The sequence below is a fragment of the Mesorhizobium sp. ESP-6-2 genome (assembly GCF_020164675.1).
GTDB lineage: Bacteria > Pseudomonadota > Alphaproteobacteria > Rhizobiales > Rhizobiaceae > Mesorhizobium.
The window spans coordinates 211392-228144 of the sequence record NZ_JAIUGT010000001.1 but is presented as its reverse complement, the minus strand read 5'-3'; the positions used below and the strand labels follow the sequence as shown (position 1 = coordinate 228144).

Sequence of the window (16753 nt, the reverse complement as noted above, 5' to 3'; positions counted from 1 at the left end):
TGATTGGGGACGGGGCGAAAAGATACCAACGCCTGAGCGTTTGCAACCCTCACGCGCCGTCCGGCAGATGCGCCTTGCGCTGGCGAGCCGACGCGTGGAATGCTGGCCATGACACATCACGGGGGAACACAATGATCGGCAACATCCTGGTCGGGCTGGTGGCCTTGATCCATGTCTATATCGTCTATCTGGAGATGGTGCTCTGGGACACGCCGCGCGGGCACAAGGCATTCCGGCTGACGCCGGAATTCGCCAGCGCCTCGAAGGTGCTTGCCGCCAATCAGGGGCTCTACAACGGCTTTCTCGCCGCCGGCCTGATCTGGGCGCTCTCCCTCGGCGCGGCCGGGTTCCAGGTCAAGGTCTTCTTCCTGCTCTGCGTGGCCGTTGCCGGGCTCTACGGGGCGGCAACGGTCGGTCGCAAGATCCTGTTCGTGCAGGCCGCGCCGGCAGCGGCTGCCTTGGTCGCGGTCTGGCTCGGCTGGTGAGGAAAAGAGGCGCCTGCGAGATCGGGTCCCGTAGACGCCAGGTGGTCCCTTCCTCTTGGGCCGCGATCAGAACGGCCTCAGCCGTTCGGATAGTTCCCGCCGTCGGCGCCGTCGCCCATCAGGAAGCCGCTGCCGACGTCGACCCTCAGCCGCTGGTCGACATTGTCGAGACGGCGCAGCAGGTCATGATATTGTGCGGCCGGTATCCTGCCGTGATCCGACGAGGCAATCTTCTCGGCCGCCTGACCTATGCGAGCGGTGCGCATCTCCAGGCGCTCCGCCGCGGCCGGGGTGATGTTGTTGGCCTGTCTGGCGGTGATTATGCCCTGATGGACGCCTTGAACCTGTTCAATGAGAGCCTCGACACGCGGGCCGGTCATGTCGGTCGGGTCGGTCGCGTCGAGCGCGCCCCTGTGGTGACCCGCGGCGTAGGCGCCGGCAAGGGGGGCGGCGACAAGAATTGCGGCAAGGGTTGCAGTCTTGAGAGATGCTGAAGAGCGCATGACGGCGCCTCCTTTTTGCTGCGGAAAAGAACGGCCCTGCGTTCCGCTTCCGGACGATGCGGGCCGTCCAGTTCCGTCGCGTCGCGATGGGAGGCATCGCCGGCGGTTCTCGGCCCTGCGCGACACGCTAGGAGCGCTCCGTGGCGAAGTGTAATTAAAAAAAGATAATCTTTTCAGGCCTTGCCGGTGCGCACCTGCGCCCTAGAGTTGAGCCGGCGAACAAATTCGCGTGAGATCGCGTGATGATGGATCACCGTTCGGTGAGCTTCAGTTCGATCCGGCGGTTCTTGTTGCGCGCCTCTTCGGTGTCGGCGGGGTCGAGCGGCTGGAACTCGCCGAAGCCGGCGGCGACCAGCCGGTTGGCCGGCACGCCGTTCTCGATCAGGAACTTCACTACGGAAGTCGAGCGCGCCGTCGACAGCTCCCAATTGTCGCGATAGCGACCGGTGCCGGACAACGGCTTGTTGTCGGTATGGCCATCGACGCGCAGCACCCAGTTGATCTCCGGGGGGATCTCCTTCTGTAATTCGATGATGGCGTCCGCAAGTTTCTTCATCTCGACCTTGCCGGCATCGTTGATCACCTCCGAGCCGGTCGGAAACAACACTTCCGACTGGAAGACGAAGCGGTCGCCGACGATGCGGATGTTCTCGCGGTCGGCGAGGATCTCCCGCAGGCGGCCGAAGAAGTCGGAGCGGTAGCGGTTGAGTTCCTGCACGCGCTGCGCCAACGCCACGTTGAGGCGGCGGCCAAGGTCGGCGATCTTGGTGTTGGAATCGCGGTCGCGGGCCTCGGAGACATTGAGCGCATCCTCGAGCGCGCCGATCTGCTTGCGCAAGGCCGCGATCTGCTGATTGAGGATCTCGACCTGGCTCAGCGCCTGCTGGCTGATCTGGCGCTGGCTGTCGAGCTCGCCCGTCAGCGCCGCCGCGCGCTGGTTGGCTGCATCACCGGCGCCCGCACCTTGCGCCAGCAACTGCTGGAGCCGGCTCTTCTCCGCCTCCGCCGCCGACAGCGATGCCTGCAGATTGGCGAGCGAATCCTCCTTGTCCTGCGTCGTGGAACGCTCCAGCGCCAGAAGCTGCGTCAGTTCGTTGATCTGCGAATTGAGGCGGTTGAGCACGGCGTCCTTGCCGGAGATTTCGCGGCCGAGCAGGAACTGCGCCAACACGAAGACGGTGAGCAGGAACATGATGGCCAGAAGCAGCGTCGACAGCGCGTCGACGAAGCCCGGCCAATAGTCGATACGGCGGTCGGCACGCCGGCTCCTGGCGAGCGCCATGCTAGTGCACCCCGGTCTTCTTCAGGGCGTCGGCGATCTTTTCCAGCGTGTTGCGCATCGCCTTTTGTTCATCCGACTGCGCTTCGACCCAGTCGCGCATGATCTGCTGCTCGGAGCGCATGTTCTTGACCAGGCCGGAAATGCCGTCGGCGAGATTGGCCATGGCGGTGGCAACGCGCGGATTGGAACCGCCGCCATTCTCCTGCATGCTGCGCAGCCGCTCCGACAGCAGGCGGATTTCGTCGGAGGGCTCGGTCCGGACCGCATCGGAGACGACGATGTCGGACGACAGGTCGGTGACCGAGGACAGCCAGTTCTCCAGCTCGGTGTAGAAGCGCGTCTGGGCGCGGCCGGCCTGCAGGTCGAGGAAACCGAGAACGAGCGAGCCGGACAGGCCGAACAGCGAGGACGAGAAGGCCGTGCCCATGCCGGCGAGCGGCGCCGACAGCCCTTGCTTCAGGGAATCCAACACAGCGGCGGCGTCGCCCGTGCCGGGATCGAGTGACTCGATTGTCTCGCGGATGGAGCCGATCGTGTTCAGCAGGCCCCAGAAGGTGCCGAGCAGGCCAAGGAACACCAGGAGGCCGACGAGGTAGCGCGAGGTGTCGCGGCTTTCATCGAGGCGCGTGGCGATGGAATCGAGCATGGTGCGCATCGAACTGGTCGAAAACGCCATGCTCGACGAGCGGCCGATCATCGCCTTCATCGGCGCCAGCAGCACTGGTTCGGTGATCTCGGAGCCAGCGCGGAACGAGTTGACCCAGCGCACTTCACGAAACAGCCGCCCGACCTGGACGAAGGCCAAAAGGATGCCGACGGCAAGCACGCCGATGATCAGGCCGTTGAGCCCCGGATTGGTGACGAAGGCGGTCGAGATCTGCCGGGTCAGGATCGCTGCGATGAAGGCGACGATGGCCAGGAAGATGACCATGGTCAGCAGGAAGACCTGCGGGCTCGACAATTTATGTGGGTCGTAGATCAGCACGTCGGAGCGCCTGCCCATGCCGAAGGATCTGAGAAAAGCCATCCGTGCCCCGTTTCCGATGCCACTGCCGCCGATCACGTGCCCGCGACTCTAAACGGAATTGTGACCAAATTGAATGGTGCTTGGCAATATAGCCGCAAGCGGCTTTACAGGCGATTGATGACCAGACAATCGACCATCGCCGCCAGATGCAGGCCGGCGCCAGTGACGACGAAGCCGTGCCACAGCGCATTGTGGAAGCGCAGCCCTTTCCAGGCGAAGAAGATGACGCCGCAGGAATAGACGACGCCCCCGGCGACAATGAGCACGATCGAGGTGGTCGGCAGAGTCTCGACAAGCGGCTCGACCAGGACGATGCCGCTCCAGCCGATGGCGAGATAGAAGACAATCGCCAGCCGGTCGAAGCGGCCGGGGAAAAACACCTTTATGGCGATGCCGATAATGGCCGCGGTCCAGACCAGGACGATCATCCAGCCGGCCAGCGCCGAGCCGTCGAGCTGCGCGAGAAAGGGCGTGTAGGTGGCGGCGATCAGCAGATAGATCGCAGCGTGGTCGAAACGCCGCAAAATCCACTTCACCGGCGAGGTCACCGGCCATAGATTATAGGTCAGCGACACCGAGAGCACGGTGAGCAGCGATACGACATAGAAAGCGGCGGCGATGTATTCACCCGGTCCGACCCGGGAGGCGGCCAGCGCCAGCAGCGCCGAACCGGCCGCGATCGCCAGCACGATGCCGATGGCATGGACGATGCCGTCGGCGATCATCTCGGCACGCGAATAGTGCCATCGTCCGACAAAGGGAATCTCGATCTGCGGCGGCGTCTTGATCATCATCGTCCTGCGTCAACCCTATCTGGGCAAGCGCCGGACAGTATTTCAAGCTTTGTTTGCCGTTTTGCGACTGCGGCGCTTCAGCGCGGCGGGGATTTGATTTTACACTACGCTTTTTCCTGCTTCAGCGGGCAGCGAGGGGCTTTTTCACGGTTTTCAGGAGCGCGCGCTGGATGATCTCGTTGCCGGCAACGACCGAACCGTTGTCGAGCATGTCCTGGCCGCCGTCCATGTCGGAGGCGAACCCTCCTGCTTCACGGATCAGCAACAGGCCGGCTGCGATGTCCCAGGGCGACAGGCCGACTTCCCAGAACCCGTCCATGCGGCCGGCGGCGACGTAAGCGAGATCGAGCGAGGCCGAACCCAGGCGCCGGACGCCGGAAACCTCGGCCATGACATTGCGCAATTCGATTAGGAAATTGCCATGCTGGCCACGCCCCAGATGCGGCACGCCGCAGCCGATGACGCTGTCGATGAGCTTGGTGCGGCCGGCGACACGCAGGCGGCGATCGTTCATGAAGGCGCCGCCGCCGCGTTCGGTCGTATAGAGCTCGTCCATGGCCGGATTGTAGATGACGCCGGCCACGATCTGGCCCTGGCGCTCGAGCGCGATCGAGACAGCGAAAAGCGGAATGCCGTGCAGGAAATTAGTGGTGCCGTCGAGCGGATCGACGATCCAGCGGTGCTGGCTGTCATCGCCGGTGATCGTGCCGCGCTCTTCCATCAGGAAGCCGTAACCGGGCCGCGCCTTCGACAGTTCGGCAAAGACAATGTCCTCGGCCTTGCGGTCTGCCTGGCTGACATAGTCGCCCGGTCCCTTCATCGAGACCTGCAGGTTCTGGACCTCGCCGAAATCGCGCGACAGCGAGCGGCCGGCCTTCATTGCGGCCTGGACCATGACGTTGAGAAGGGCTGAGCGTGCCATCGTAACTCTTCCTGCTGCCCGCGCTTTAACCTTTATCTTGATGCATGTCGGCGACCCGAGACCTGGGCCACCTTTGGGCGACCTGCATCAGTCGGCGCGGCGCATATAAGTGATTTCATTGGTGTCGACGACGATGCGTTCCCCCGCGCCGATGAAGGGCGGCACCAGCACGCGAATGCCGTTTTCCAGCACCGCGGGCTTGTATGAAGAGGCCGCTGTCTGGCCCCTTACCACCGGGTCCGCCTCGGTGATGGTCAGCGTCACCTGGTCGGGGAGCGAAATACCGATCGGCCTTTCCTCGTAGAGCTGGACCGTCACCATCATGCCGTCCTGCAGGAAAGCGGCGCGGTCGCCGACGAAATCCTTCGCCAGCTCGAGCTGCTCGTAGCTTTCGGTGTCCATGAACACCAGGGCGTCGCCCTGCTCGTAGAGGAAGGAAAAATCCTTGAGATCGAGCCGGATCTGCTCGACCGTCTCTGCCGAACGGAAGCGCTCGTTCAGCTTGGTGCCGTTGATGAGGTTCTTCAATTCGACCTGGTTATAGGCGCCGCCCTTGCCCGGCTTGACGGTGTTGGTCTTGACGGCCACCCACAGGCCGCCATCGTGCTCGATGACGTAGCCGGGACGAATTTCGTTGCCGTTGATCTTGGCCATGATGATGTGATCCGGGAATGAGATTTTTTTCGCGGGACAAGCGATTTCGGGTCCCCAAGACCACAAAACACCCAAAGAGGCAAGGGAGTGGGGCAGGATCGGCCGAGTTACGGGGGCGACGCGCCGGCCGATTTCGCCAACCGCCATCAAGGCAAGCGGTTCGCCTTCTGCAATGCCTGCTTGGTCTGGTCGTCGCTCAGCCCTTGCAGGAAATCGTCCATCTCGGGGTCGATGAGGCCGGCGCGGCGGGCGACGACGTACCAGGCGCCGGCAAGCACGAGGTCCGGCTCGGTGCCGATGCCTTGCATATAGAGTTTCGCCAGGCGGTTCTGGGCGGCGACATTGCCGCCTTCGGCGGCCTGCTTCATCCAGCCGAAGGCGGATTTCAAATCACGCCCGCCGCCGCGGCCCTCGATCATCCAGGTGGCGAGGTCGAGCTGCGCGGTGTCGTAGTTTTGCCGCGCGGCCTGAGCCAGCAGGCGCCGGGCCTGGGCGTCGTCGCGCGATTTGCCGCCTACGCCGTTGGCATAGATCTGCGACATCGCATACTGGGCGTCGGCGAGGCCGGTCGCCGCGGCGCGCTCGTAATAAGTCACGGCCTTGGCGATGCCGGCATCGCCGGGGTCCTGCTGGACCAGCATCTGCGCGAAATTGAATTGCGCCAGCCGGTTGCCCGCTTCGGCGGCGGCCTGCATCAGCGCATAGGCTTCCTTTTCGTCCTTTTTGACGTAGCGGCCGTCGAGCAGCATCAGCGCATATTGGAACTGCGATTCCGGAACCCCTTGCTCGGCGGCGGCGGCATACCATTTCGCCGCTTCGGCCGCGTTGAGGGGCACACCCAGTCCGCGCGACAGGATCTCGGCCACCAGCGTCTGCGCCGCCGGGTCGCCGTTTTGCGCGCGCACCAGCGCGAGATTGTAGGCGGTCTTGTAGAGCCCGCGCTGGAAAGCGCCGTAGGCCGCATCCGCCGGCTTGGCGCCGAAGCGGTCGGGATTGATCGCGTCGGCCGAAGGCAATGGCGCTGGCTCAGCGGTGGTGGCGGGCTGCGGCAACTGCTTTTCGATCGGCTTGTCGGTATGCACGCCGGCATCGGGCTTAGGGTGCGGCGAAGGATTCGTTTCGGCGGCAGCGGCCTGGATCATGACCGCGGCAAGCAGGGCCTGAAGGGGAAGCCTTGCGGAAGACACGTCAGTCCTCGAAACGCGGTGCGGTTTCGTCGAGCAGCGCATTGGCCTGCGCGATCGCCGCTTTGGGATCGACGCCGTCGGCGAACACCGCACTCGACAGCGCGACGAATTCGGCGCCCGTATCTGCGACGGTTTCGATCGAAGCGAGCTCCGATCCGGCCATGACGATGCAGGGGATCTGGATCATCTGCGCCCACCATTGCCCCAGCGCCAGGTTGCGCGGATGCGGATCGGGTTTGTTGTCGTAGCCGAAGCGGCCGAAGAAAATATAGTCGGGCCTGACTTCACCGAGTTCGAGCGCGTCATCACGCGTCTTGGCGCCGCCGGCGCCGACCATCATCTTTGCCTGGAAATGCTCGACCGTCTCGGCGAGCTCGGCCTTGGAGACCTCGACATGGATGCCGTCGGCCTGGATACGCCCGGCGATGCGCGTATCGCCGGCAATGACGACCGCGATGCCGGCCGCCTGTGCCGCCGGGACGATTTCGGCGGCGAAGGCCTGGAAGGAGGCTTCGTCCATGTCGTTCTGCGGCAGGATCAGCGAGGCGACGTCGCCGCCCTCGAAGGCCGAGACAATATGGGCGGCCGGCACGCCAGACGGCGCGATCAGCACGATGCGGCAGCGATTGGGGGGCGTTGCGTCGTTCATGGTCTTCGATCCCGGGTTTCGCCTATGCCGGGCGAAGATGGTTGGATTGCGGCATAGAGCAAAGTGCCCGCTTTGAACAGGCGGGCGGGCGGGATCGCTATCTTGACCGCCGAGGCGCCGGCGATTGGCGTTACTCGATCGGGTGCGGACCTGCCGCGGCAGGCTTCGGCTTCCACAATGTCCAGCCGAGATTCATGCCGGCGGCCGCGATCAGGATGGCGGCGGCGCCGACGAGCTGGCTGAGGTGCAGGCGATGGCCGAATGCCGTGACGTCGACCAGGATCGCAACGATCGGATAGATGAAGGACAGCGATCCCTGCAGATGCGTCGGCAGCTTCTGGATGGCGCCATACATCAGGATGTACATCAGGCCGGTGTGGACGATGCCGAGCGTTGCCAGCATGGCCCAGCTCCGGGCGTCGGTCGGAAGATGCGAGAGATTGGCGAAGGGCGCCAGCATCAACACGCCGACACAGACCTGGACGAGCGCGATGAGATGCGGCGCCGTGCCCTTGAGCTTCTTGGTGACGATGGCAGCGACGGCCCAGAAGAAGGCAGCGGCCAGCGCCATGACGATGCCGGCGAAATAGTTTGTGCCGACTTCGCCGGCGTCGGGGGCGGCCTCGACGATCAGCACCATGCCGGCGAAGGCGATTGCCAGCCAGGTCAATTTCGTCAGGGTCAGCCGCTCGCCGAAGAAGAGCGCGCCGAAGCCGACCAGCATGAAAGGCTGGGTATTGTAGACAGCGGTGGCGATCGAGATCGACGCGCGCGAGAATGCGCTGAACAGCAGCAGCCAGTTGACGACGATGGCAGCGCCACCGAGGGCCGCGAAGACGAAAACGCGAAGCGACAGCCAGTTGCGCAAAAGGCCGAGGCCGGCGCAGATGAAGAGCAGCGTCACCGCGCCGAAAGCGCAGCGCCAGAACACCACATCCATGATAGGCTGGCCGGACAGGACAACGAACCATCCGATCGTTCCCAGGATCGCCATTGCGGCGGACATTTCGATCGTCCCACGGACTGTATCGTTCACGGCAAACCTCCGAAGCGTTGCGGGCATAATCTCATGCGGCTCAAGGGGTTTCCATGAAACTAGAAAGGCGATAAGCTGTTTTCTCCTAATTTAAACAGGCATCGCGCTAGAAATCCTGAGAATGTAAAATGCTTGACGAGCTCGACCGGCGCCTCCTCGAAATCCTGGTGAGGGATGCGCGGACTTCGCTGAAGGAGCTGGCCGGCCAGATCGGGCTGTCGTCGCCGAGCGTTTCGGAGCGGCTGAGGCGGCTCGAGGAGCGTGGCGTGATCAGGGCTTTCACCGTCGAGATCGACCCGCTGGCGCTCGGCTATACATTGCAGGCGATCGTGCGCATCAAGCCGCTCCCGGGCAAGCTGCACATCGTCCAGAAGCTGATCGAGGAGACCGCCGAATTCGGCGAATGCGACAAGGTGACGGGGGACGACTGCTTCGTTGCCAGGCTGTTCGTGCGTTCGATCGGCGACCTCGACGGTATCCTCGATCGCATCGCCGACAAGGCCGAGACCAGCACCGCCATCATCAAGGCTCAGCCGATCCGGCGGCGGCCGCCACCGCTCGGCGCATGACCGGTCCGCGTTTCTTGACTCTGCCTGCCGGTGGTGGAAATGCGTGGCGGCTCCGCCAGTCAGGCATATGAACAACGAGGAAGGAACATGGCGCAGAATGTCTACGATCAGCCGGATTTCTTCGCAGGCTACAGCCAGCTCGGCCGGTCCGTCGAAGGGCTGGACGGCGCCGTCGAGTGGCCGGCGCTGCGCGCGATGCTTCCCGACGTCGGCGGCTTGCGAATCGTCGATCTTGGTTGCGGTTTCGGCTGGTTCTGCCGCTGGGCTCTTGAACACGGGGCCAAGGAGGTTCTGGGTCTCGACCTGTCGGAAAAGATGCTCGCCCGGGCGCGTGCCGCCGGCCCGGATGCCGGCATCGTCTACGAACGCGCCGATCTCGATGAACTCAGCATGCCGCGGACGGCTTTCGATCTCGCCTACAGCTCGCTTGCCCTGCACTATGTCAGCGATGCCGCGCGGCTGTTCCAGACCGTGCATCAGTCCCTGGTCCCCGGCGGGCATTTCGTCTTCTCGACGGAGCATCCGATCTATATGGCGCCGAGCCATCCCGGCTGGTCTGTCGATGCCGAAGGCCGCAAGACATGGCCTGTCGACCGGTATCTGGTGGAGGGACCGCGCAAGACAGACTGGCTGGCCAAGGGAGTTGTGAAACATCACCGCACCATCGGCACCACGCTCAACACGCTGATCCGGTGCGGCTTCACCATCGAGCATGTCGAGGAATTCCGTCCGACGGACGCGCAGATCGCGGCCAAGCCCGAACTGGCGGAAGAGCTTGAGCGACCGATGTTCCTGCTGGTCTCGGCCCGGCGATAGATCAGAGCAGAATGGGCCGGCCTTGCTGTGGCGACGCCCACATTTGCTGTCGCTCCGCTCGGGAATCTGGGCTATTCAGGCGTTGACGCGCTTCTCTCCAGACCAGTCCCTCCTCCATGTCAGGCCTGCTTTCCGATCCGTGGTTCTATGCGGCCGCCGTCCCGGCGATCATTCTGGTCGGCCTGTCCAAGGGCGGATTTGGCGGTGCGGTCGGTTTCGTCGGCGTGCCGCTGATGGCGCTGACCATGCCGCCGGTGCAAGCGGCGGCCATCCTGCTGCCCATCCTGTGCCTGATGGACATCGTTTCGGTATGGACGTGGTGGGGCGTCTATAACAGAAAGGTGCTGGCCGACATGATGCCCGGCGCGGTGATCGGCATCGGTCTCGGTTGGCTGACGGCCGCACTGGTCACCGAGGAGGTGGTGCGGCTGATCGTCGGCGCCGTCGCCATCATTTTCGTGCTGCGCTGGCTCTATCTGAAGTACCGCCACGGCGCCGACCATGCGGCGCAGCCCAACCGCGTCGCCGCGGCCCTCTGGGGTACGGTCGCCGGCTTCACCAGCTTCGTCGCCCATGTCGGCGGCCCGCCCTTTCAGGTCTACGCGCTGCCGATCCGGCTCGACCCGAAGGTGTTGTCTGGCACGGCGGCGATCTTCTTTGCCGCCACCAACGCGCTGAAGCTCGTTCCCTATTTCGCGCTCGGCCAGTTCGACAGCACCAATCTGACCGCGTCGGCGGTGCTGATGCCGCTGGCGCCGCTATCGACCATCGCCGGCGCCTGGCTAGTGCGCCGCATGCGTCCGGAGATTTTCTATCCCTTCACCTATGCGACGGTGGCGGTCGTCGCGGTGAAGCTTCTGTGGGACGGGATCGCCGGCCTGATGTAGCCGCGACCGTTTTCGCCTGCCTCAGGCGACGCCCGGCACCATGCGCCTTGGCCGGCCGAGCGCCAGGGTGGCGCCAGCCGCCAACACAAGCACCATGGCGGCAAGGACCGTGAAGTCGTCGATGGTCGGCTTCAGCACCATGTCGGCGATGATGACCAGCATCATCGCATAGTCGAAGCGCGCCGCCCGCAGGATGCGCTGGCCATAGGCTAGGGCGGCCGGCGTCACGCCATCCCTGGCGATCATCGCGCCCATGCGGTCGGCGCTCGGCTTGAAGACGAACATGCCGATTGAAAAGGTGGTCGCGTAGCCGGCAAGACCGATCAGGATCCACAGTTGCGAGAAGCCGACCCAGAACCAGCACATGATCAGCCCGAAGGCCAGTGTCAGCATCGACATCGGCGCGAAGAAGCGGTTTCCCAATTCGCCCGTGGCCCGCATTGCCTGCAGCGTTCCCTGGATGTTTCCCGAGCGGTCGGCAAGCGTCGCCAGCACCATCAGCGCGAAGCCGCCGCCGACCCACAGGGTCGCCGAAAGTATGTGCAGCAATTTGACGATGGAATACCAATCCATGGCTTTCTCCCCGGTGCCTGATGTAGCGAAGGAAGCGAGCCGTCGCCCCCCCCACCGCTTCGATGGCCAAGCGTGTATCGCCGCGCCTGTTTCGGAACGATGTCGTGAAAAAACCAGTTCTGTTTCAAGTGCCGGATAACGTAAGGAGCCGCTGATATTGCGAGCGCGCCATCCGGTTTTCTGCCATTATGAGCGGCGTCCGGGGGCGCGACATCGTCCAGAAACAGTGCCGATGCTAGTGCGCCCGCGCCGGGAGCCCGGTGGCGAGAGCAATCGCCTGACGATCAACCCTTTCCCGAACACGGGAAAGGCAACTCGGGGGAAAGATATGCAAGGGGTAGCACGGAATTTCTTCACGCTGGCCGTTATCTATGCGCTGTGCGGCATGGCGCTCGGCCTGTACATGGCGATCAGCCAGGACCATGGCCAGATGCCGACCCACGCCCATACGATGGTCGCTGGATGGCTGATGTCGGCGGTCTTCGCCTTCTTCTATCACCTGTTTCCGGCGGTCGGACAGAAGACGGTTGCCGTCGTTCACTTCTGGCTGACCGCAATCAGCGGCATCGGCCTCTTGATCGGGCTCTACTTCCTGCTTGGCGGCAACGCCGCGATCGAACCGCTGGTGGCGGCGTCTTCGATGGGTTTCTACGCGGCCTTGCTGCTGTTTGCCTTCATTGCCTTGCCGGCGGTGTGGAAAACGGCCTGAGTCGAGGCTCGGCACATCCTTCAGGAACTGTGCTGTTACGGCACAGTGGCGCGGGGTTCGCTCAAAAAACATCGGCGCCGTTAAGGGTTCATTAAGCTTTACAGGCGTTTACTATGCGCATCCAGTGATCTGGATTCTTACCGAGTGGTTGGAGCCACTTTGTTTGACGCCTCCCTGTTAAACTCCTGAGAGCCGCCTTATCCGCGGCTCTTTTTTTGTCCGCTTTCCAGCGACACGGTCCGCGCCGGATCGCGTTAACCTTCTGTTAAACATATGCTTGCCTTCACCCCGGACGAAGCGCATTTTCAAGCTTCAGTTCTATAGGGTTCCGGGTGTATCGGCAGTAAGCCGAATCGGCCGGTTGCAAGTGCAGGGGCGCATCGATGAACGAGCCTTCGAAGGGCAGCGCGAAAACCGTCAAGCTGGCGGAACGTCGGGTCTTTTCGCACTCCTTCAAACCGCTCTACCAGGAAGGCATGGGGCTGGTCGAACAGGCGGCGGAGTATCTCGACGGCCAGGGCCGGGCCGAGGCCAAGAAGCTGTCGCGGCTGGCGGCCACGCTCTATGCGGCCGAATCGATGCGGCTAACCACAAGGCTGATGCAGGTCGCCTCGTGGCTGCTTCTGCAGCGCGCCGCGAATTCCGGCGAGATGACCCGCGACCAGGTCGCGTCGGAAAAGTCCAAGGTGCGCCTCGACACCGCCTCCGCCCATGACGAGGCGGCCGGCTGGGCCGAACTGCCCAAGGATTTCCTCGACCTCGTCAACCGGTCGCTGCGCCTGCAGGCACTGGTGCGCCGCATGGACGAGGAGATCTACGGCGCCGGCGCGGTGGTCGACATGCAGCCCATGAGCCGCCGGCCCAATCCGGTCTCGGACCAGATCAGCCTGCTCAATACGGCTTTCGCCCGCAACTAGGGGTTCGGAGCATTTCTGGCTCCGGCAGGCTGCTGTTTCCGGTTTGTTCACATTTCGCTGGCATCGCTGTCTCCGGGAGGTAGAGTAACCGGATGGGGGACGCGATTCGCATCATCGGTATCGATCCGGGGCTCAGGCGCACCGGCTGGGGTATTGTCGAAAGCCTCGGCAATTCGCTGCGCTTCGTCGCGTCCGGCACGGTGCGTTCCGAAGACAAGGCGGCGCTGGCAACGCGGCTTTGCCAACTGCATGACGGGTTGGCTGAAATCCTGCATTCCGCCATGCCGCATGAGGCGGCCGTCGAACAGACCTTCGTCAACAAGGATGCGGTGGCGACGCTGAAGCTTGGCCAGGCGCGCGGCATCGCCATGCTGGTGCCGGCACGCGCCGGCCTGGTCGTTGCCGAATATGCACCCAATGCCGTCAAGAAGGCGGTGATCGGCGTCGGCCATGGCGACAAGAAGCAGATCCACATGATGGTAAAGGTGCTGCTGCCGAAAGCGACCTTCGACACCGAACATGCCGCCGACGCGCTCGCCATAGCCATTTGCCACGCGCATCACCGGCAAAGCGTCGCCTATCGGATGACGGCATTGGCATCGTGAGGGATTGTTCGGCATGATCGGCAAGCTCAAGGGTACGCTCGACGAGATCGAGGAGGACCACTGCCTCGTCGACGTGCATGGCGTCGGCTACGTCGCCTACTGCTCGGCGCGCACGCTTGCCGCGCTGCCTTCGCCCGGCGAAGCGGTGGTGCTGTTCGTCGAGACCTATGTGCGCGAGGACATGATCCGGCTCTACGGCTTCCAGTCGGTGCTGGAGCGTGAATGGTTCCGGCTGTTGATGAGCAATGTGCAGGGCGTCGGCGCCAAGGTGGCGCTGGCCATCCTGTCCACGCTGGCGCCGGCCGACCTTGCCAACGCGATCGCGCTGCGCGACATCGCCATGGTCTCCCGCGCGCCCGGCGTCGGCAAAAAAGTGGCCGAGCGCATCGTTACCGAATTGAAGAACAAGGCGCCGGCCTATGCCGGTGCCGCCTCGGGCACGATCGGCTTGAAGCAGGAGCTCGGCGAAGGCGTGGCAGCCGCGCCGATCACAGACGCGGTCTCGGCCCTAGTCAATCTCGGTTATTCCCGCGACACCGCCGCCAATGCGGTGGCGGCGGCACTGAAGACGGCGGGCGAGGAGGCGGACGCGTCGAAGCTGATTCGCTTCGGGCTCAAGGAACTGGCGCGGTGAGCGCACGCTTGTCCGGTTCCCGGCCATATGCAAGGAAGGCGGCATGAGCCTTTCCCCCCGTCTGATCGCTCCCGAAAAACGCGGCGAGGATGCCGATCAGAGTTTGCGGCCGCAGACGCTTGACGATTTCGTCGGCCAGGCGGCGGTGCGGGCCAACCTCAAAGTATTTATCGAGGCCGCCAAGGGCCGCAAGGAAGCGCTCGACCATGTGCTGTTCGTCGGCCCTCCCGGACTCGGCAAGACGACGCTGGCGCAGATCATGGCGCGCGAGCTCGGCGTCAACTTCCGCTCGACCTCCGGACCGGTCATCGCCAAGGCCGGCGATCTCGCCGCACTCCTGACCAATCTCGAGGAAGGCGACGTCCTGTTCATCGATGAGATCCACAGGCTTAACCCGGCGGTAGAAGAGATCCTCTATCCGGCGATGGAGGATTTCCAGCTCGACCTGATCATCGGCGAGGGACCGGCGGCGCGCTCGGTCAAGATCGACCTTGCCCGTTTCACGTTGGTGGCCGCCACCACGCGGCTCGGCCTGCTCACCAATCCGCTGCGCGACCGCTTCGGCATCCCGGTGCGGCTCAACTTCTACACGGTCGAGGAACTGGAGCAGATCGTCCGGCGCGGCGCACGCATCCTGCAAATGCCGCTCGGCGATGACGGCGCGCTGGAGATCGCGCGGCGCGCGCGTGGCACGCCGCGCATCGCCGGCCGGCTGTTGCGCCGCGTGCGCGATTTCGCCTCGGTCGCCGGCGATGGTCATGTGAACCGCTTGATCGCTGACGAGGCCTTGAGCCGGCTGGAGGTCGACGCGCTCGGTCTCGACGCGCTCGACCGCCGGTATCTTTCGATGATCGCGCGCAATTTCGGCGGCGGGCCGGTCGGCATCGAGACGATCGCCGCCGGCCTGTCCGAGCCGCGCGACGCCATTGAGGACATCATCGAGCCCTATCTCATCCAGCAGGGTTTCATCCAGCGCACGCCGCGCGGCCGTGTGCTGACCGCCAATGCCTGGCGCCATCTTGGCCTCGACGCGCCGAAGGACCTGGCGCAACAGCAGATCAATTTGTTTCAGGAAGAATAGCGGCCCCGGCGGCGGCGTTCGGGCCGGCGATCGAGCGTCCGCAACCGCTTTGCGGCGTGCGACCGGAGATCTTGCTGATCGGTCCCGGCGCGTTGAGCAATGGCGCTCAGTGAAGCGACCGGATCACGTCCAGCACATCGGGTTCGGCCTTTTCGCCGTTGAAAGCATCGACGATGCCGAAAGCGCCGCCGTAACTCCACACCGACCAGGAGAAGCCATGCGCCTCGGCGCGCGCGATCATGTCCCGGACATAGGCGGCGCGATATCCGGCCGGCATCACATGGGAATTGCCGTATTCCTGGCGGATCATGCCGAACTCGCCCAGCGTGACGTTTTCCGGCTTGATGCCGTTGGCCTTCGTCCAGGCATCTACGGCCTTGAACGGGGCGTCCATGAGACCAAGCAGCTTAGCGTCGGTGTCCATGCTGGCGACCTGCTCGTCGAGATAGGCAAGCAGCCCGCCCTGCCGCGCCCAGGGCGCCTCGGCCTTGATCCTGGCGCGGATGGTGTCGAGCGTGACGTCGAGCTCAGCCCGCGGCACCGCGGTCAGCGGGTAGGGCAGGCCAGTCACATAGGGAATGAAATCGCCGGCCCAGGTCGCGCCCTGATGGGTAAGCAGGAACGGATCGTAGGAATGAAAGCTCCAGATGACGTTGTCGTCCGGAATCGCCTTCGGATCGATTTTTTCCAGCGACGACGCCGCGGAATAGCAGGCCCCGGTCAGAACAAGCGTCAATCTCGTCGCCGAAGAGCGCGCCGCGGCGAACAATCTCTGCTGGCGTTGCGGCCACAGGCTGGTGCCGTCGGCGTCGCAGTCGACGATCGGTTCGTTCATCGGTTCGAAAGCCACTTGCGCCGGATCTTCCCCGGCGAGCGTGTGCGCCATCTTGCGCACCATCTCGACATAGGCATCGAATGTCACCGGGTTGTTCATCACCTCGGCCATGCCGATCTTGCGCCCGCCGCCGGCGGGGATCAGATGCATGTCGACGACAACCTTCAAGCCGGCGCGGTTGATCATGCGGACAGAGTCCAGCACGCTGGCATAGAGATCGTCGCGCAAGGCCATCGTGTTTTCGGAAAGGAAGGGCGAAGGATCGACCGGCATGCGCAGGAAATCGAAGCCTGCATCCTTCAAAGCCTCGAGATCGTCGTCCTTGAGAAATTTGCGCCATTCCGGGTAAGGCAGGATGGCCTTGGCGTCGCCCCACTGGTCTTCGCCTGGCCAGGTCACCCACTGGTCGAGATTGAGCCCGCGCTTCATGGAGAAGGCCGCGGCCTGGCCCGGCTCGGCCAGAGCCATCACGACGAACAGAGCCATCACCACGAGCAGCGCCGTCGCCAAGGTCTTGATCATCGCCGTCAACAGTGCCATCCGATGCCATGTCACGCGCGGCACAGGTGCCTTGCCGCGACTGAAAAA

20 protein-coding genes are annotated in these 16753 nt (G+C 63.9%); 9 read left to right on the top strand and 11 right to left on the bottom strand.

The genetic code is table 11. The features are described 5' to 3' along the window. The first annotated feature begins 131 nt into the window (after positions 1-131). Positions 132-485 (top strand): DUF1304 domain-containing protein, encoded by a 354-nt coding sequence (locus LB532_RS01150; protein WP_140641292.1) that lies wholly within the window; start codon positions 132-134, stop codon positions 483-485. Positions 486-562: 77 nt separating this feature from the next. Here LB532_RS01150 and LB532_RS01145 read toward each other — a convergent pair whose 3' ends face one another. From LB532_RS01145 to LB532_RS01105, 9 genes are all read right to left on the bottom strand, one after another. Further along, positions 563-988: a hypothetical protein gene (locus LB532_RS01145; RefSeq protein ID WP_140641294.1), complete on the bottom strand. Its 426-nt coding sequence runs from the start codon at positions 986-988 to the stop codon at positions 563-565. Positions 989-1238: 250 nt separating this feature from the next. Further along, positions 1239-2270 (bottom strand): peptidoglycan -binding protein, encoded by a 1032-nt coding sequence (locus LB532_RS01140; RefSeq protein WP_140641296.1) that lies wholly within the window; start codon positions 2268-2270, stop codon positions 1239-1241. Between the two features lies 1 nt (position 2271). Next, the gene (locus tag LB532_RS01135) at positions 2272-3297 is read right to left on the bottom strand and encodes a MotA/TolQ/ExbB proton channel family protein (protein ID WP_140493167.1); all 1026 of its coding nucleotides are present in this window, start codon (positions 3295-3297) and stop codon (positions 2272-2274) included. A gap of 104 nt (positions 3298-3401) precedes the next feature. Beyond that, a complete protein-coding gene (gene trhA / locus LB532_RS01130; protein WP_140641298.1) occupies positions 3402-4088 on the bottom strand; it encodes a PAQR family membrane homeostasis protein TrhA in 687 nt (228 codons plus the stop codon). Positions 4089-4212: 124 nt separating this feature from the next. Beyond that, the gene (locus LB532_RS01125; RefSeq protein ID WP_140641300.1) at positions 4213-5013 is read right to left on the bottom strand and encodes an inositol monophosphatase family protein; all 801 of its coding nucleotides are present in this window, start codon (positions 5011-5013) and stop codon (positions 4213-4215) included. An 87-nt stretch (positions 5014-5100) separates the two neighbouring features. Continuing rightward, positions 5101-5667, bottom strand: a complete 567-nt coding sequence (gene efp, locus LB532_RS01120) for an elongation factor P (RefSeq protein ID WP_140493174.1) — start codon at positions 5665-5667, stop codon at positions 5101-5103. Positions 5668-5813: 146 nt separating this feature from the next. Continuing rightward, the gene (locus LB532_RS01115; RefSeq protein ID WP_140641302.1) at positions 5814-6854 is read right to left on the bottom strand and encodes a tetratricopeptide repeat protein; all 1041 of its coding nucleotides are present in this window, start codon (positions 6852-6854) and stop codon (positions 5814-5816) included. Between the two features lies 1 nt (position 6855). Further along, positions 6856-7503, bottom strand: a complete 648-nt coding sequence (locus tag LB532_RS01110) for a thiamine phosphate synthase (protein ID WP_140641304.1) — start codon at positions 7501-7503, stop codon at positions 6856-6858. Between the two features lie 130 nt (positions 7504-7633). After that, a complete protein-coding gene (locus LB532_RS01105; protein ID WP_140641306.1) occupies positions 7634-8539 on the bottom strand; it encodes a DMT family transporter in 906 nt (301 codons plus the stop codon). Positions 8540-8667: 128 nt separating this feature from the next. On the opposite strand from LB532_RS01105, the gene LB532_RS01100 reads away from it, so the two are divergent. The 3 genes from LB532_RS01100 to LB532_RS01090 all read left to right on the top strand — a co-directional run bounded on the left by LB532_RS01100 (position 8668) and on the right by LB532_RS01090 (position 10811). Further along, positions 8668-9108 (top strand): Lrp/AsnC family transcriptional regulator, encoded by a 441-nt coding sequence (locus tag LB532_RS01100; RefSeq protein ID WP_140641307.1) that lies wholly within the window; start codon positions 8668-8670, stop codon positions 9106-9108. 87 nt (positions 9109-9195) lie between these two features. Next, positions 9196-9924, top strand: coding sequence for a class I SAM-dependent methyltransferase (locus LB532_RS01095; protein WP_140641309.1), 729 nt, complete (start codon positions 9196-9198; stop codon positions 9922-9924). A gap of 116 nt (positions 9925-10040) precedes the next feature. After that, positions 10041-10811 (top strand): sulfite exporter TauE/SafE family protein, encoded by a 771-nt coding sequence (locus LB532_RS01090; protein WP_140641311.1) that lies wholly within the window; start codon positions 10041-10043, stop codon positions 10809-10811. A 21-nt stretch (positions 10812-10832) separates the two neighbouring features. Here the strand turns inward: LB532_RS01090 and LB532_RS01085 are convergent, their stop codons facing one another. After that, positions 10833-11384 carry a DUF2269 family protein gene (locus LB532_RS01085; protein WP_140641313.1) on the bottom strand — a complete coding sequence of 184 codons (552 nt, stop codon included), beginning with the start codon at positions 11382-11384 and terminating at the stop codon, positions 10833-10835. 328 nt (positions 11385-11712) lie between these two features. Here LB532_RS01085 and LB532_RS01080 point away from each other — a divergent pair, with 328 nt between their 5' ends. The 5 genes from LB532_RS01080 (at position 11713) to ruvB (ending at position 15330) form a co-directional block, all read left to right on the top strand. Continuing rightward, the gene (locus LB532_RS01080; protein ID WP_140550847.1) at positions 11713-12093 is read left to right on the top strand and encodes a cbb3-type cytochrome c oxidase subunit I; all 381 of its coding nucleotides are present in this window, start codon (positions 11713-11715) and stop codon (positions 12091-12093) included. A gap of 383 nt (positions 12094-12476) precedes the next feature. Continuing rightward, the gene (locus LB532_RS01075) at positions 12477-13010 is read left to right on the top strand and encodes a DUF1465 family protein (RefSeq protein WP_140641315.1); all 534 of its coding nucleotides are present in this window, start codon (positions 12477-12479) and stop codon (positions 13008-13010) included. A gap of 92 nt (positions 13011-13102) precedes the next feature. Then, a complete protein-coding gene (gene ruvC, locus LB532_RS01070) occupies positions 13103-13615 on the top strand; it encodes a crossover junction endodeoxyribonuclease RuvC (RefSeq protein WP_140641317.1) in 513 nt (170 codons plus the stop codon). Positions 13616-13628: 13 nt separating this feature from the next. Then, entirely contained in the window at positions 13629-14249 is a 621-nt protein-coding gene (ruvA, locus tag LB532_RS01065; RefSeq protein ID WP_140550849.1) for a Holliday junction branch migration protein RuvA, read from the top strand. A 43-nt stretch (positions 14250-14292) separates the two neighbouring features. Then, entirely contained in the window at positions 14293-15330 is a 1038-nt protein-coding gene (ruvB, locus tag LB532_RS01060) for a Holliday junction branch migration DNA helicase RuvB (RefSeq protein WP_140641319.1), read from the top strand. Between the two features lie 106 nt (positions 15331-15436). Here ruvB and LB532_RS01055 read toward each other — a convergent pair whose 3' ends face one another. After that, on the bottom strand, positions 15437-16705 hold the full coding sequence (locus tag LB532_RS01055; RefSeq protein ID WP_140641321.1) for a glycoside hydrolase family 5 protein: 1269 nt from the start codon (positions 16703-16705) through the stop codon (positions 15437-15439). Between the last annotated feature and the right edge of the window lie 48 nt (positions 16706-16753).